Source organism: Puniceibacterium sediminis (assembly GCF_900188035.1).
GTDB lineage: Bacteria > Pseudomonadota > Alphaproteobacteria > Rhodobacterales > Rhodobacteraceae > Puniceibacterium > Puniceibacterium sediminis.
The window spans coordinates 1-14,808 of sequence record NZ_FZNN01000018.1; the positions used below are offsets into that span (position 1 = coordinate 1).

Here is a 14,808-nt window from a genome sequence, read left to right on the forward strand (position 1 = left end):
GGTGATCGATCGCAGAAGGACCTTTCTCTGTAAGGGCCGTAGAGGCGACCATTCGAACTCGTAGATAATGTTCAGGCCTTCTGTGTTAGCGAACCCCGGGCCCGCTTGCGCCCCCGCCGTCGCTTCACGACCAGCCCTTCCTCCCGGTAGAGCCTATACAGCTGCTTGTGGTTCATGATCATCCCCCCCTGCGTCAGGGATGTTGTCCGCCGCTCTACTTTTCCTCTATTTTTCAGGTGGGCGGGATAGGACGATGACTTGGGATATTCACCGGAATTCGCCAGCCTTCCGCCCAGTCAGATCGTGCCAAAACTGGCCGATCAGGGACGGTATCTGGCCTCGGAATCCAGCTTTTACCGCATCCTGCGCGCAGATGGGCAGCAGCATCACCGGGGCCGGGCCAAGCCTCCGGTCCGGCGCAAACCACCCACCAGCTATCAGGCCAGCGGGCCCTGCGAGGTCTGGACCTGGGATATCACCTGGATGCCCGGGCCGGTCGCGGGCATTTTCTTCTATCTCTACCTGATCGTGGACATCTTCAGCCGCAAAATCGTGGGCTGGGAAGTCCATGAGCGCGAAGGCGCGGAACTGGCGGCCGCCCTTATCCGTCAGGCCGTTCTGGCCGAGGGCTGCATCGCGCGCCCATTGGTGCTGCACGCTGATAACGGCAGTCCCATGAAAGGCGCGACGATGAAAACCACGATGGAGAAGCTTGGCATCACCGCGTCCTACAGCCGGCCTCGCGTCAGCAACGACAACCCCTTCTCAGAGGCGCTGTTCCGAACCTGCAAATACCGCCCAGACTGGCCGACCAAAGGTTTTACCACCAAGGCTGATGCACAGGCCTGGGTGAAATCTTTCGCCAGCTGGTATAACGACGCGTATCTGCACAGCGCCATCCGCTTCGTTTCGCCAAATGCGCGTCATGCTGTTCAAGATCGCGCAACGCTCGCCAGCCGCGCCACTCTCTATGCAAATGCACGCGCACAACATCCGGAACGCTGGTCAGGTAAAACCCGCAACTGGCAACTGGTCGGGCCCGTCTGGCTCAACCCCGAAAACGAAATCAGCGCCCCTGAAATCAGAGCCGCCGCATGAAATCAGCGGACAACATCTTTGACAAACACCGACGCGTCGTTAGGTGGCAAAAGCCCCTTGGCCTTCGAACGAAAGGCTGCCTGAATGAGTTGAGAGACCGGAACGTAAGCGCGACAAGACCAGATCAAGGATCGGACCGCGGCGAAGACGCGGCTCAAGACCGCAAGGCAGGCCATGCTGCGGCGTCTCCTCGCGCAACGGCTGGCACAGATCGAGCGACAGGTTGCGCGGGTGGAGGCCACGATGCACGCGCTCGTCGCCTCTGATGCGGAGCCGGTAGCACGCCTGGATATCTTGGTCAGCATCCCCGGCATATCGATTGCCTCCGCGACGGCTTTGCTCGCAGACATGCCGGAGCTCGGTGCAATCACTGGAAAGGAAGCGGCTGCCCTGGCCGGGCTGGCTCCTATGTCGCGCCAATCAGGGCAATGGCAAGGTCAGGAACGGATCCAGGGAGGCCGAAGAGCTGTCCGGCAGGCGCTCTTCATGCCGACACTCTGCGCCATCCAGCACAAGAGTGCTGCCAGGGCCAAGTTCGAAGACCTCGTTCAAGCAGGAAAGCCGCGAAAAGTTGCTGTCACCGCTGTCATGCGAAAACTCATCGTCCTCGCGAATGCCCTCCTGAGAGACAGGCTGAAATGGGCTCCAGAACCTGCTTGATCATCACGGATACTTGGCAGCATGCTTCGCATGCGCCTGCCGGGCAGCGGATAATCTGCGCTTCGGTGAAACGGCTTTTCCTCATCTCGTCTGCTCCTGCGTATTTGGAGCAGACTCTACATTAGACTGAGGAAATTTGCGGGCGGCAGGTCAACAGCGTCAGTGTATCCCTTGTTGTGCCTTTGGGTCACACTCTGTGCTGCATGTGCGAAAGCGCTTTCATCCTGAAACCCGCTCTCTTAATTGTAATTGAGTAGGCAAGACTCAGTTTGACCCCTTTGTAATTTCAGGAAGATCGATGACTGTTTCCCCAGACCGCCATATTCTGATCGTTGTCGAGAACCTGCCGGTTCCCCTGGATCGCCGTGTCTGGCTGGAAGCCACGACATTGGTGAACGCGGGTTACGAGGTTTCGGTCATCTCACCGATGGGGCGGGGCTGGACTGAGCCCTTCGAGGTGATTGAGGGGGTGAACATCTACCGCCACCCCGAACCGCCCGAGGCCCATTCCGGTGCTGTGGCCTATGCCCGGGAATGGGGGCAGGCGGTCTGGCACTGGTTCCGGCTGGCGCGGCTGATCTGGCGCAAGCAGAAATTCGACGTGATCCAGGGCTGCAACCCGCCGGATCTGATCTTTGTTCTGGCGCTGTGGTACCGGCTCTGGGGCGTGCGCTACATGTTCGATCATCACGACGTCTGCCCCGAGCTGTTCGAGGCCAAGTTCGGCAAGCGCGGCCTGCTTTATGGCGTGATGCGGGTCTGGGAATGGCTGACCTTCAAGACCGCGACCGTGTCGATGGCCACCAACGGCAGTTTCCGCGACATCGCGATCCGGCGCGGCGGTATGGCGCCCGAGGATGTCTTTGTCGTCCGCTCGGCGCCCAAGATCGAAACCTTCACGCCCGGCCCCGGCAACCCCGAGATGCGCCGCGGCGCAGGCGCCGTGATGGGCTATGTCGGCGTGATCGGTCAACAGGAGGGCATGGACCTTCTGATGCTGGCCGCCGAGCATCTGATCCAGACCCTGGGCAAGACGGATGTGCATTTCATCATCGTCGGCTTTGGCCCGACGCTGGAAGAGGTCAAACAGGACGTGGCGGACCGGGGGCTGGGGGCGTATTTCACCTTTACCGGTGCGCTGTATGGCCCCGACCTGCTGGCCGCGCTGAACGTGATCGATATCGGCGTGTCACCGGACCCGAAGAACCCGATGAACGACATCTCGACCATGAACAAGGTCATGGAATACATGACTCTGGAAAAGCCTGTGGTGCAGTTCGATCTGACCGAGGGGCGCGTTTCGGCCGGCGAGGCATCGCTTTATGCCCGGGCCAACGATCCCGAGGATTTTGCCGCCAAGATCGCCGAGCTGATTGACGATCCCGACGCGCGCACGCGGATGGGGGTGCTGGGGCGTGCCCGGGTGCTGAACGATCTGTCCTGGGCACATACCACGCCAAAGCTTCTGGCGGCGTACGAGCGGATCTTTGCAAAGATGGGGCGCAGGTCCTAATAGCGACAGGGTCCCGGAGGAGCGGCCAGCAGGACGGCAGGCACACGGCGCAGACTGTGTAGCGGATCAGAAGCGGGTGACGAAACTGCGCTGCAGCTGCAGGAAGACCCGGTTTGAACGGGCGGTATCCCCGGAGTCGGCCTCGCGGATGCGATGATTGTAGCCAGTTGCGAAGGTCCAGTCGCTGGGCAGCTCTCGATTGTAGGTCACACCGAAATCCGCGCCTGACGTTTCAGCACCGCTGGCAGTTTCCTCGGATTGGCTCACGTTAAGACCGAAACGAATTCCCGAGACAGGCGTCAGGTCCTGGGTCAGCCCCAGCGACGCTCGGGTGCGCAGCACTTCGTTGTCTTCCGTGTCGCTGGAGGAAACGGCGCGCGACAGGCCAAAGGTCAGAGCCCCCCGCACCAGATCGCGGCTCAGGTCCAGGCCGCCGCTCAGATAGGTGTCGCCGCTGGCGCTGCGGCTCAGGCCGATCTGTCCTGACAGCGATCCCAGCGGCAGGGCACGTGATCGGCCGACGGTGGCAGAATAGCGTTCGCCATCTTCGGTGTCGGTGATGTTCAGATTGGCGGTAATGGTGCCCGCAATGAGATCTTGCGTCACGGAAGTGTTCAGCGACAGCGCCTCGCGGCGCCCGGGGACACTGTCCTGTTCGAAATCGCTCCAGGTCAGACCCAGCTCGAGCCGACGTACAGGGTCCAGATTCATCCGTGCCGAAGCGCCAAGAGTGCGTCTGGTGTTGTCGTCCAGCGCGGTGTCGTCCAGCCCGCTGGCGGTGCCGTCTCTATAGGTCGTGTTCTGAATGCGGGCGAAGGTGCCAAAGCCCAGCGGGCTGTTCTCGCCCCAGTTCAGGCTGGCCTCGGCCCCGGTCTGGCGGCGGGTGGCGGTGCCGGTGACGAAATCCAGCCCGTCCTCGTCAAGAGAGTCCTGCGACAGTTCGGATTCGCGCAGGGAGGCGCTCAGCGCCAGACTGGCGTTGATGCTGCTGCGATCATAGGAAAAGGACAGGCCAGGATCGGCAAATCCGTTGCCCTGCGACGACCCATCGGGCATGTCGAGCGCGCGCAATTTGCCATTGAGATCCAAGGCCAGGCGCTGCGTTCGGGTTTCGCTGAGTAGGCCGAGCGACAGGCGGGCCGTGCTTTCAGTGCTGTTTCCGGCGCTCTCGGAAGCCATGGCGCGGTTGTCCTCGGCCGAGCTGCTGAGCAGGACGCCAAAGGTCAGCTGGATGCCGCCCGTTTCATAGGACTGGGCGACAGCTGGGGCGGGTACGCTGGCCGCCGTGATCAGCGTGGCGGCGATCAGGGCGGGGAACCTGGCCGATACCTTGTTCCAGAGCTGTGTCATGCGGTTTCCCCTGGCCGCTCGGCGCTGTCCCGCTCCCGGAACAGGCGGGTCGGCCTGTGGTGTCACTCGAACAGGCGGCGCTGGGGAATGACGATTACGTCGCCATCCAACAGTGTGGTCAGCGCGTTGGGATCAGTCCCGGCCTCGATCGCCGGGTAGTTCAGCTTGTAAATCGTTTCGGTTCTGCTCACCGGGTCGGTACGGCGCAGCTGGATCCGCTTGGTGGCAGCGAACTTCGTGAATCCGCCCATCACCGCGAACATCTGCAGCACGGTTGTGCCGGTGGCGACCTCGGTAAGGCCGGGGCTGTTGGCCTCGCCCATCACATAGATTCCGATCAACGCCGGTGCCTGCGGGCTGAAGGCGGCGCTTGGCTCACGGGGGGCCAGCTGTTCAAGCGAGACATAAATGTTGGGTGCCGCGGCGAAAGCCCCCGCCAGACGACTGATCAGATCGCTCTCGATGGCCTCGACCGTACGTCCCGAGGCCTCAAGGCTCCCGGCCTGGGGGATTGATATCCGCCCGTCAGGCGCGACCAGAACGGTTCTGTTCAGACTGGGATCTTCCAGCACTTCGATCCGCAAAGTGTCACCGGGCTGGACACTATAGCCCTGCGCATCGGCAATTCCGGCCACAGCGAACCCGGCAAGGCCCAGTAGCAATAGCAGGCAGCGCGTGGCGCGGCCCGACAGAATTGATTTCAGAAAGGTCATTCTGCTCTGTCTCCCGGGGCCTGCGCCCTCTTGCGGTATCTGGTAAATTGTAGGGCCGGACTGTGGGCGAATTCAAAGGAATTCCGGGAATCATCCCCCCAGAACGGCCCATCAAAGTCCGATTGTGCCGACGGAGCAACAATCGGATGGTGCAGCCGGAATCAGGGGTCGGATGGCACCGCAGGTTCTCGGAGTGCGGCAAGGGTTTCGCGCGCCTTTTCGAACTGGGGCAGCGGGCTGTCGCCCGCCATGTCCAGTGCCCGGGTCAGCGCTGCTCCGGCCTGCGCAGTTTGCCCGAGTTTGGCGTAGGTCATGCCCAGGTGATACTGCGCCAGCGGGTCAGTGGTCAGCCCTGCAGCGGCTGGCTCGAGATAGCGCAGCGCTTCGTCAAAATTGCCGCGCAGATATTCGATCCAACCGTAGGTGTCCTGGAAGGCCGGAACCTTGGTATCGCGCAGACGCCGTGCGATGGTGAATCCCCGTTCGATGCTCTGCGGATCGTCGCGGTGAGAGGTGATCAGGCTGGCGAGGTTGTTGGCGATCACCACATTGCCGCTATCGCGGGCATAGAGCGCCTCGTAGACCTTGATCGCGCCGTCGATATCGCCATCGCGTTCCAGCAGGCTGGCCTGGATCCAGAGCAGGTTGGGGGCCTCCGGCATCCGCTCGAGCGCCTGCTGAATGACGTCAGGGATCTGATCTCCATGTCCGGTGGCGGACAGCACGCTCAGAAGCAGACGCACCGGCAGATCATTCTGCGGAAAGCGTTCGATCAGGGCACGGTAACCGGACTCGGCCTGGTCCATTTCGCCCATCAGCGCGTGCAGGTTGGCATCCAGCAGCTGCAGGTCCGCGTTGTCGGGGGATTTGCCCAGGATATCGTCCAGATAGGCGCGCGCCTCTTCGATCTTGCCGCTGCGGATCTGGGTCTGAACGATCAGTACCACGGCCCGGGTGGCCTGCCGATCCGCTTCGGAGACATTGTCGCCGACTTCGGCCTGCAGCACGGCCAGACTGTCCTCGGTCCGGTTCTGGCCCTGCAGGATCGCCGCCTGAAGCGTCGGCGCGGCCTGCTGTGCCTCGGGCGTGTCGATGGCACGCAGGGCGTCCACGATGTTCTGGGCCAGGGGCCAGGAACGGCCGCGCAGATGCGTCTCGGCTAGCAGCAACAGCACATCAAGGTTCAGCGGCGCGCGCTGGCGCGCATCCTCGAGCACGGCAATCGCCACCTGATTGCGTCCCTGTTCGAGCAGGAGGCGGGCATAACGCAGGGCTTCCGCCGGTGCCGAACCCGAGACCTCGACCGCCAGGGCCAGGCGTTCGCCCATCAGATCGACGTCGCCGTCGCGCTCATGCGCCATGGCCATGAGCGTGAGCGTCTCGGGGTCCCGCGGGTTCTGGTTCAGTGCTGTGCGCAGAGCGATGATTGCCTCGCCGGGCTTGTCCGCGTCGATCAGCCAACTTGCCTGAAGCTTCAGCGCCGGAACGTTGCCGGAATCCTCGGCAAGTGCTTGGTCCACCAGGGTGTGGGCATCATCGATTGCACCGGTGCTCGCCAGCATCCGGGCCAGCATCACCTGCAACCGCCCGGTTTGCGCGTTGGGTTCTGCCCCCTCCAGGGCTGCCTGCATGGTGGTGATGGCGTCCGCTGTTTGCCCGGCCTCGAAATCCATCGATGCCAGCATCGCGGTATAGAGTCTGCCATTTTCCGTGCCAGCATTGACCGCGCTCAGGCGGTTGAGTTCGGCGCGCGCCGCGTCATCCCCGCGTGCGGTCCGCAGCAGCTGGACCACGCTCAGATGGTCGGCGCTGTCAGCGGTGTCGTCCCCGGCCAGCTTGCGCAGGAAAACCTCTGCGCCGTCGATATCGTTCTGGGACATGTACCAATTGATCAGCGCCTGCTGGATCTCGCGGCTGTCCGGGAACATCTCGATCATCCGGCGCAGTTGTGCGCCGGTGCCTTCGGTATCGCCGATTTGTGCCAGCATTCGCACCTTGATGGTGTTGAGATCCAGCGCATCCGGCGTGCGGGCCAGCGCCTCGTCTATAGCGGGCAGCGCTGCGGCGGGATCCTCGCCCGAGGCGAGGTTGTCGATCACGATACGCACCAGCGCCGCATTGTCCGGCCCGCCGCCCGCGCGCAACGTTGCCAGCAGGGTATCGGCATCCCCAGCGATACGGGCGCGCGCATTCTGGTCCCGGTCGACAGAGGCCTGCCTGTAATCCAGCGCCAAGCCGATGGCTCGAGTCTGCGGGTCGTCCGGGGCCAGCGCAAGCGCGGCCTTGCCGTGGCGCTCCACTTCCTCCCAATTGCCGGTCTGAATGGCCATTTCCGCAAGGGTGCGGCGCACTTCGAGGATGTCGGGATACTGTTCAATCAGGCGCAGATACTGGCTGTAGGCTTCCTGCGGCTTGCCTTTTTTCATCAGGATATCGGCATAGGCTTGCCGTGCTTCCTTGTGAAAGCCATCATATTTGAACACGTTGCGGAATTCGATCAGCGCACGGTCTTCATCACCTGCCTCAAGCAGCGTCATACCCGACTGAAAATAGCGCTCGGCCTTTTCTTCAGAGCTTTCGCAGGCAGCCAGAAACAGGCCGCTGCACAGGACAACAAGGATGAGGATCGGGCGAAAGCGCGGGAAATCGGTAATCATGCCACTCTGTTACTACGTTTCAAGGAAGGGCGATATGCATCAACCGATGCCGACTTACACCGCTTCTTGCGAACACTGAATTGTAAAAGTGTCAGAAAGATTTATGAAATTTCAAAACTGTGTGATTTCGAGGCACCAATTCGGCCCGCGGAGCCGCTATTTCGGTCAGCACCCGGTGCCGCGGTAGACCACCTGAACCGTGGCGCTCAGCAGTCCCAGATCGGCGCTCAGCGACAGTTCGTCGTCGTAGATGGTGTCAAAACGGGCACGGTCGGCAAAGGCCGAGGCGTTGCGCGAGGACACCTGCCAAGGGCCGGTAAGACCGGGGCGCAGGTGGTAATAGGCGGTGCCGGCATAGAGTGTGGTCTGGCAGGGCAGCATCGGGCGCGGCCCCACAAGGGACATGTCGCCGAGCAGTACATTCCACAGCTGCGGCAGCTCATCCAGTGAACTGCTGCGCAGGATCCGCCCGAAGGCCGTTATTCGCGGGTCATGGCGCAACTTCTGGGTGCGGTCCCATTCGGCCCGCGCCTCGGGATCCGAGGCGAGATGGCTTTCCAGCCGCGTATCCGCATCCACCACCATCGAGCGAAGTTTCCACATCCGGTAGAGGCGCCCGTTACGGCCTACCCGGGTCTGGCTATAAAATGGCTGGCCGCCGTCCAGGGCCACGACAACCGCGAGGCAAGCCACCAGAAGCAGGACGATGGGCGCGCCCAGCATCACCAGCGTGAGGTCGAGCATGCGCTTGCCGACGTTGCGGTAAATGCCGGCATTTCCAGTCCGCTGTCGCATCACCGGGATGGCAGAGGGTGTCGTCTGGGCTGCGGTATTTTGGCAATAAGCGGTCACGACCAGGCCCCTTCGGGGCAGGCGGAGATTGCTGCCGCTGCGACGCGGCAGGTGCTGACGAGACGATCCATCGAACAAGAAAACTTTTCCAAAATACATATCCAAACTCATGACCAGAGATAACCCGGCCTAAGCACCAAAAATAATGACTACAATAAGGCTAAATTGTGCCTAAAACTTGTTAACCATATTTTTCTGCTGAAAAAAAGGATTTTCAGAGACAGTCGGTTAGAAAAGACGCTGGAGGCCCGCCACAATTGCAGCCGGCCAAATTAGGAGGAGGGCTACTGCAATCGACGCAACGGCACCCCGGTCGCGCTTGTCCGGATGCACCGGACACGGTAGGTGAAACAGGTCCAGTTTGTTTATCAGCGGGCAGTCACAAGTTCGCCCTTCTCATGCGGCAAGATTTTCACGGCAGATTTCAGGCTTGGTATGAACAGCACTCTCGATATCTACACGGCCTATTTCAAACTTTCGGAAAGACCCTTTTCGCTGGTGCCGGACCCGGATTTCCTCTTCTGGTCGGATCAGCACAGCCGTGCCTACACCATGCTGGAATACGGCATCCTGACCCGCGCCCCGATCACCCTGATCACCGGAGAGGTTGGCGCAGGCAAGACAACGCTGCTGCACCACCTGCTGCGCTCGGTCGGAGAGGATGTGCACGTCGGGCTGATCGCCAATGCTCATGGCGACCGGGGTGAATTGCTGCGCTGGGTGCTGCAGGCGCTGGGGCAGCCCGCCGCCGCGGAGGAGGGGTATGTCGATCTGTTCGCCCGCTTCCAGGCCTTTCTGATCGCGGAATATGCCGCCGGGCGCCGGGTCATCCTGATCTTCGACGAAGCGCAGAACATGTCGCGTGAATCGCTGGAAGAGCTGCGGATGTTCACCAACATAAACGCCAACAAGGACGAGTTGCTGCAGCTGGTCCTGGTGGGACAGCCTGAACTGCGCGAGATGATCCGCCGCCCTGACCTGCGGCAGTTCGCACAGCGGGTATCTTCAGCCTTTCACTTGTCGACGATGGAGGCCGCGACAGTACGGGACTACATCACCCACCGCCTGACGGTCGCCGGGGCCGAGACCGAGACCGAGATTTTCAGCCCCGAGGCCTGTGTGCTGATCGCCGAGACGACAGGCGGGGTGCCACGGCTGGTCAATCAGCTATGTGATCTGTCTATGGTCTATGCCTTCACCCGGAGCGAACATATGGTTACAGCGCTGACCGTGCAGCAAGTGCTGGACGACGGTGTATTCTTTCCCAGCCAGGTAACGGCGGCCACGCCGGCGATCCTCGGGCAGCATCAGAAGATAAAGGCGGACGAGTAAGCATGGACCTGAAGTTCTATTTCTCCCTGTTTTTGCGGCGTGTGCACTGGTTCCTGCTGTTCCTGGTGATCGGTTCGGCCATCGGCTTGACCCTCGCCAAGGTCCTGCCGCCGGTCTACGTGGCCAAGGCGCGGCTGCTGGTGGAATCCGAACAGATCCCCGACAATCTCGCCGCCTCGACCGTCCAGACCGAGGCGACCGAACAGCTTGAGATCATCCAGCAGCGCATCCTCACCCGCGACACGCTGGTGGACATGGCCAATCGCCTGCAGATCTACGCCGTCCCGGCCGGGCAGCCGCAGCAGGCACTGGACGCCGACGCCCTGGTCACAGACATGCGCAAGCGCATCTCCATTGTCACCTCGGGCGGCCCGACGCCGCGTGGCCCGGCGCGTGCCACTCTGGTCTCGGTGAGCTTCGAGGCCCCCTCGGCCCGCCTGTCGGCCATTGTCACAAACGAACTTGTCACACAGATTCTGCGCGAGGATGTGGCGATGCGGACCCGCGTCGCCCGACAGACTCTGGAATTCTTCGAGCAGGAAGTGGCGCGGCTGGACAAGGAACTTGCACAGCGGGGCGCCACGATTCTGGCCTTCAAGGAAGCAAATCAGGAGGCCCTTCCCGACAGTCTGGATTTCAGACGCTCGCAACAGGCAGCCAGCCAGGAGCGCCTGCTCCAGCTGGAGCGGGACGAGGCCGCGCTGAAGGATCGCCGCACGCGGGGCCTCAGCCTGCGTGATGCGAACAGCGGGCTGCAGGACAATACCCCGGTCCGGGACCAAACCCCGGAGCAACGACAGCTCCAGAGCATGCGGGACGAACTGTCCGGCCTGATGGCAGTCCTGTCCCCGGAAAACCCCAAGATCACATTGCTTGAAACGCGCATTTCCGCGATGGAGGCGGTGGTACGGGATCAGCAATCGCGCGCGAGTGCCTCCGAGAGCGGCGTGGCGATGAACCCATATGATATCGAGTTGGCCGATATTGACGGTCAGCTGGCCTTCATCGCCACCCAGAAGGCCCATGTGAACGCCACGCTTGAGACACTGGCCCGCTCGATAGAGGCGACCCCGGGAAATGCGATCAGTCTGGACACGCTTGAGCGCGACTATGCCAACGTACGCATGCAATACGACCAGGCCGCGGCGAACAAGGCCCGCGCCGAAACCGGCGACGTGATCGAGGCGCTGTCCAAGGGGCAGCGGATCACGGTCATCGAACAAGCGGTGGTTCCGGTCGAACCGGAACGCCCGAATCGTGCGTTGATTGCGGCCGGTGGGGTTGGTCTCGGCGCGCTGCTGGGCCTCGGCACGGTGGTGCTGCTGGAGCTTTTGAATGCCGGGATTCGTCGGCCTGTGGATCTGACCACGCATCTGGGGATCCAGCCGTTTGCGACGCTGCCCTATTACCGTACCCGCTACGAGGTGCTGCGCCGCCGTAGTCTGATCCTGATCGTTCTGGGGGCCTTTCTCGTCGGGATTCCCGTAGCCCTCTGGGCGATGAACACCTGGTACATACCGCTGGATCAGCTGCTGGATGCGCTCGCTCAGCGGATCGGTCTGGCCGGGCTGCTTGATCCGCTGCCGACGGCACAGGTCTGAGGGAAAAACATATGGACAAGATACAAAGCGCCATCGCCAAGGCCCGGGCCGAACGTTCCGGCACTCCGCCGCACATCGGCCAGACTGCTCGCAGCGGTGTTGGCACTGCGCCCGATCCCTCTGCGGATGTCAAAGCGGCCTGGCAGGCTCTGCCGACCTTGATGCTGAACGAGCGCCAAATGGAGCGCAGACGCATCGTCGCCTTTCAGGGCGGCAGCCCGGCGAGCGCGGTGGACATGCTGCGCACCCGGGTGCTGCAGCAGATGCGGGCCAACAACTGGCGGCGGCTGGCCATCACTTCGCCCTCGGCCAACTGCGGCAAGAGCACCGTCTCGCTCAACCTGGCCTTCAGCCTGGCGCGCCAGCCCGATCTGCGCACGGTGCTGATAGAACTCGACCTGCGGCGGCCCACGCTTGGCTCCATGCTGGGCGTGAGCCGGGACATCAGCTTTGCCGGCGTACTGGATGGTTCGCGCCGCTTCGAGGATAACGCCCTGCGCCATGGCGACAATTTGGCGATCTCGACCAATCGGGGCCCCAGCCGCAACCCGGCCGAACTGCTGAACGGGCCGCATGTGGCAGAGGTGCTTTCGGATATCGAGGCGCGCTATGATCCGACGCTGATGATCTTTGACACGCCACCGATGCTGGCTGCCGATGACACGATGGCCTTTGCCGGTCAGGTCGACTGCGTGCTTCTGGTGGCTGCCGCCGAGGCGACGACGATCAAGGAAATCGACATGTGCGAACGCGAACTGGCCGGGCAGACCAATGTGATGGGTGTGATTCTGAACAAGTGCCGCTACATGGGGCAGGAATACGGCTCGGGCTACTACGACTGAGCGTAAGGCGGGGAACGGACATGGCGGCCAGGAAAAGCGGCCTGATGACGCAGATCGGGCGTGTGTTGCGGTCTTTCTCGCATCCGCAGGTCCTGATCCACCCGTTCCGGATGCTGCACTATTATGGCTACAGCCACGCGCTTCAGCGCCCCCTGCTGACCTTGGGCCGGAATGTGCGGCTGGCGCCCAACAGTTCGTTCCGCAATGGCGAAAGGATCACCCTGGGGGAGCAGGTGCAGATTGGGGAATACTGCGCGCTCTGGGCCGGACGCAGCAGCAGTTGGATCCGCGTCGGCGCCCGCACCACCTTTGGCCCGGGCTGTTTCGTCACCGCGGCGAATTACGGACTGGCAGCGGATCAGCGCATCACTGAACAGGAAATGCTCGAACGGGACGTGACCATCGGCGCGGATTGCTGGATCGGCACCAAGGTGGTGATCACGGCCGGCGTCACCCTGGGCGATGGCTGCGTGATCGGTGCCGGGTCGGTGGTGACCCGCGATGTACCCGCAGGCGCCATCGCGGCAGGCGCTCCAGCCCGGGTGATCCGGATGCGTGCGTGAGAGCGTATTTTTTGACAGGCGTAGCAGTTGATGGCAGCGCCCACTCTGATGGTATCAATGATAGGCGATGTTACCCCTGTTTCACCGGACACTCAGCCGGTCGCGGTTTGGGCTGTGATGAACTCACGTGGTGAGCGCATCTTCAGCCCCGAATGCTGCGGAACATGCGCAATGCGTCGGAATCTGGATGAACCGGCAGGCCTACACACGTCGCAGCTGTAGTCTGAATATCAGAGAGCATTTGCTCTTTGCAAACTTCGCGCCCCACGACATGCATGCGTCTTTGACAAATGCGTCCCGGCTCATCGCTGAGATCACATGCGGTGATGGGTACTTCTCCGGAAAGGCCTGAAACCAGTCCGTACGCGAGCTGCGATGAAACCGCTCGGATTCTGGAAAATAGAGCGGCAGCTAATGCGACAGGATGCCCCCTCTCTGTAGATTGCTTTGTAATCGCCTGCCGGGCAATGGATGCCATAGTTCGGCCTTCGAACGCGAGATAATCTCATGCGGTTTTGAAAGTTCTTGAATGTCAGCAGAGCCGGTGACCAATGGATCATGGAAGAATTGCACCGCACCGATCTCCAGCATGTGCAGGATGACCTGAGTATCCTTCGGGTCGTTCTTGTTCCAGCTGTCGCGCAGGGCCTCCCGGGTTCGCGCCGCCGGAACAAAAAAGACAGGTTTGAGATCGAACCCTGCCTGGCCGAGATTATGGGCAAGAGTGCGATGATAATTGCCCGTTGCCTCGAACCCGATCCGGTCCGGTCTGGCAGGTCATAACCGGCAAGAAACCGTGCAAGGCGCTCAAAGTCGTCCAAGGTGTTTGTGATCGCCAGATGACGGCGGCGCTTCTTGCCAGGGATGCCGACCAGCACCTCATGACGGTGTTTGGAAATATCGATGGCGACCAACAAGGTCGAAGGGATAGATTAATAGCGGTTATGGCCGTCTGCGCAGCCGCCAAATAGCACATCTGGGGAGCATAACCTACAAACAGCCCTTCTTCCCGACGTGCTATTGCCCCGAATTCATTCGTGGCAAGCTCCCTCTCGGGAAATTGCTGCGCATACCCTGCCGGGCAGTGGCAGCGGTTGGGTCGCAAGTGGCTGGCTCGTGATGGACCATTTCAGAGTTTGATCAGCCGCCGTCTTGCCAAAGGGCCTGAACGGATATGCGTGGGACAAGTCACGCATGAAAAACACAGGACACGGAGAAGATGACAGATCATAACATTGGCGTGGACATTTCAAAATCCCATCTCGGCGTTTTCCAACTGAAAGATAGCATGACGAAACGCTTTGATAATTCCGTCGCGGGATTTCGCGCGTTGGCCAGATGGCTATGCAACGCCCAGGTGGCGAGGGTCGTGATATGCCCTCTTGGTGAAGGCGAACCCCTGCAGGAGCGCCGGTTTGCCGAAGCGCATGGTACGAGGGCGAAGACCAATGCGGTCGGCTCCTTGATGTTGGCGCTCATGGGCCCGGCGTTCAACCTTGAACCCCAAGCGCCATTCACCCCGCAATGAACCTAAAATGGCTGCGTAAGTTCTACGGCTGGGCCCCATTGAAAATGGGCGGATTACCCCAAGTGTCCTCACTTGCGGTTGACCTTCCCGCAGTTTGAT

Annotated in this window: 11 protein-coding genes and 2 pseudogenes; 8 read left to right on the forward strand and 5 right to left on the reverse strand. The window is 61.6% G+C overall.

The features are described 5' to 3' along the window. Positions 1-255 precede the first annotated feature (255 nt). The 3 genes and pseudogenes from CHB75_RS16835 to CHB75_RS16845 all read left to right on the forward strand — a co-directional run. Positions 256-1,098, forward strand: a pseudogene (locus CHB75_RS16835) (transposase); the annotation flags it as partial. A gap of 174 nt (positions 1,099-1,272) precedes the next feature. After that, positions 1,273-1,758, forward strand: a complete 486-nt coding sequence (locus CHB75_RS16840; RefSeq protein WP_089272624.1) for a transposase — start codon at positions 1,273-1,275, stop codon at positions 1,756-1,758. Positions 1,759-2,056: 298 nt separating this feature from the next. Next, positions 2,057-3,271 (forward strand): glycosyltransferase family 4 protein, encoded by a 1,215-nt coding sequence (locus CHB75_RS16845; protein ID WP_089272626.1) that lies wholly within the window; start codon positions 2,057-2,059, stop codon positions 3,269-3,271. 66 nt (positions 3,272-3,337) lie between these two features. On the opposite strand, the gene CHB75_RS16850 is transcribed toward CHB75_RS16845, so the two are convergent. The 4 genes from CHB75_RS16850 to CHB75_RS16865 all read right to left on the reverse strand — a co-directional run bounded on the left by CHB75_RS16850 (position 3,338) and on the right by CHB75_RS16865 (position 8,786). Then, on the reverse strand, positions 3,338-4,621 hold the full coding sequence (locus CHB75_RS16850) for a hypothetical protein (RefSeq protein WP_089272628.1): 1,284 nt from the start codon (positions 4,619-4,621) through the stop codon (positions 3,338-3,340). A 62-nt stretch (positions 4,622-4,683) separates the two neighbouring features. After that, positions 4,684-5,334 (reverse strand): polysaccharide biosynthesis/export family protein, encoded by a 651-nt coding sequence (locus CHB75_RS16855; protein ID WP_089272630.1) that lies wholly within the window; start codon positions 5,332-5,334, stop codon positions 4,684-4,686. A 161-nt stretch (positions 5,335-5,495) separates the two neighbouring features. Continuing rightward, complete coding sequence (locus CHB75_RS16860; protein WP_089272632.1) at positions 5,496-7,991, reverse strand: tetratricopeptide repeat protein; 2,496 nt, start codon at positions 7,989-7,991, stop codon at positions 5,496-5,498. Positions 7,992-8,156: 165 nt separating this feature from the next. Then, positions 8,157-8,786 carry a sugar transferase gene (locus CHB75_RS16865; RefSeq protein ID WP_245841035.1) on the reverse strand — a complete coding sequence of 210 codons (630 nt, stop codon included), beginning with the start codon at positions 8,784-8,786 and terminating at the stop codon, positions 8,157-8,159. A gap of 492 nt (positions 8,787-9,278) precedes the next feature. Between CHB75_RS16865 and CHB75_RS16870 the strand changes: the two genes are divergently transcribed. From CHB75_RS16870 to CHB75_RS22390, 4 genes are read left to right on the forward strand one after another with little or no spacing between them, the layout of a single operon-like run. Continuing rightward, positions 9,279-10,175, forward strand: coding sequence for an ExeA family protein (locus CHB75_RS16870; RefSeq protein ID WP_089272745.1), 897 nt, complete (start codon positions 9,279-9,281; stop codon positions 10,173-10,175). A 2-nt stretch (positions 10,176-10,177) separates the two neighbouring features. Further along, a complete protein-coding gene (locus CHB75_RS16875) occupies positions 10,178-11,776 on the forward strand; it encodes a GumC family protein (RefSeq protein ID WP_089272636.1) in 1,599 nt (532 codons plus the stop codon). 11 nt (positions 11,777-11,787) lie between these two features. Beyond that, positions 11,788-12,618 (forward strand): CpsD/CapB family tyrosine-protein kinase, encoded by an 831-nt coding sequence (locus CHB75_RS16880; RefSeq protein ID WP_089272638.1) that lies wholly within the window; start codon positions 11,788-11,790, stop codon positions 12,616-12,618. 20 nt (positions 12,619-12,638) lie between these two features. After that, positions 12,639-13,181 carry an acyltransferase gene (locus CHB75_RS22390; protein ID WP_089272640.1) on the forward strand — a complete coding sequence of 181 codons (543 nt, stop codon included), beginning with the start codon at positions 12,639-12,641 and terminating at the stop codon, positions 13,179-13,181. Positions 13,182-13,332: 151 nt separating this feature from the next. Here the strand turns inward: CHB75_RS22390 and CHB75_RS16890 are convergent. After that, positions 13,333-14,110 (reverse strand): annotated as a pseudogene (locus CHB75_RS16890) (IS110 family transposase); the annotation flags it as partial. 290 nt (positions 14,111-14,400) lie between these two features. Between CHB75_RS16890 and CHB75_RS16895 the strand changes: the two are divergent. After that, on the forward strand, positions 14,401-14,709 hold the full coding sequence (locus CHB75_RS16895; RefSeq protein WP_089272642.1) for a hypothetical protein: 309 nt from the start codon (positions 14,401-14,403) through the stop codon (positions 14,707-14,709). Positions 14,710-14,808 lie beyond the last annotated feature (99 nt).

What these genes read in the sequence shown, in the direction of transcription:
- CHB75_RS16895 (WP_089272642.1), top strand. Translation starts at nt 14,401, where the DNA reads ATGACAGATCATAACATTGGCGTGGACATTTCAAAATCCCATCTCGGC.
- CHB75_RS16855 (WP_089272630.1), bottom strand. Translation starts at nt 5,334, where the DNA reads ATGACCTTTCTGAAATCAATTCTGTCGGGCCGCGCCACGCGCTGCCTG.
- CHB75_RS16840 (WP_089272624.1), top strand. Translation starts at nt 1,273, where the DNA reads ATGCTGCGGCGTCTCCTCGCGCAACGGCTGGCACAGATCGAGCGACAG.
- CHB75_RS16860 (WP_089272632.1), bottom strand. Translation starts at nt 7,991, where the DNA reads ATGATTACCGATTTCCCGCGCTTTCGCCCGATCCTCATCCTTGTTGTC.
- CHB75_RS22390 (WP_089272640.1), top strand. Translation starts at nt 12,639, where the DNA reads ATGGCGGCCAGGAAAAGCGGCCTGATGACGCAGATCGGGCGTGTGTTG.
- CHB75_RS16845 (WP_089272626.1), top strand. Translation starts at nt 2,057, where the DNA reads ATGACTGTTTCCCCAGACCGCCATATTCTGATCGTTGTCGAGAACCTG.
- CHB75_RS16865 (WP_245841035.1), bottom strand. Translation starts at nt 8,786, where the DNA reads ATGCGACAGCGGACTGGAAATGCCGGCATTTACCGCAACGTCGGCAAG.
- CHB75_RS16850 (WP_089272628.1), bottom strand. Translation starts at nt 4,621, where the DNA reads ATGACACAGCTCTGGAACAAGGTATCGGCCAGGTTCCCCGCCCTGATC.
- CHB75_RS16880 (WP_089272638.1), top strand. Translation starts at nt 11,788, where the DNA reads ATGGACAAGATACAAAGCGCCATCGCCAAGGCCCGGGCCGAACGTTCC.
- CHB75_RS16875 (WP_089272636.1), top strand. Translation starts at nt 10,178, where the DNA reads ATGGACCTGAAGTTCTATTTCTCCCTGTTTTTGCGGCGTGTGCACTGG.
- CHB75_RS16870 (WP_089272745.1), top strand. Translation starts at nt 9,279, where the DNA reads ATGAACAGCACTCTCGATATCTACACGGCCTATTTCAAACTTTCGGAA.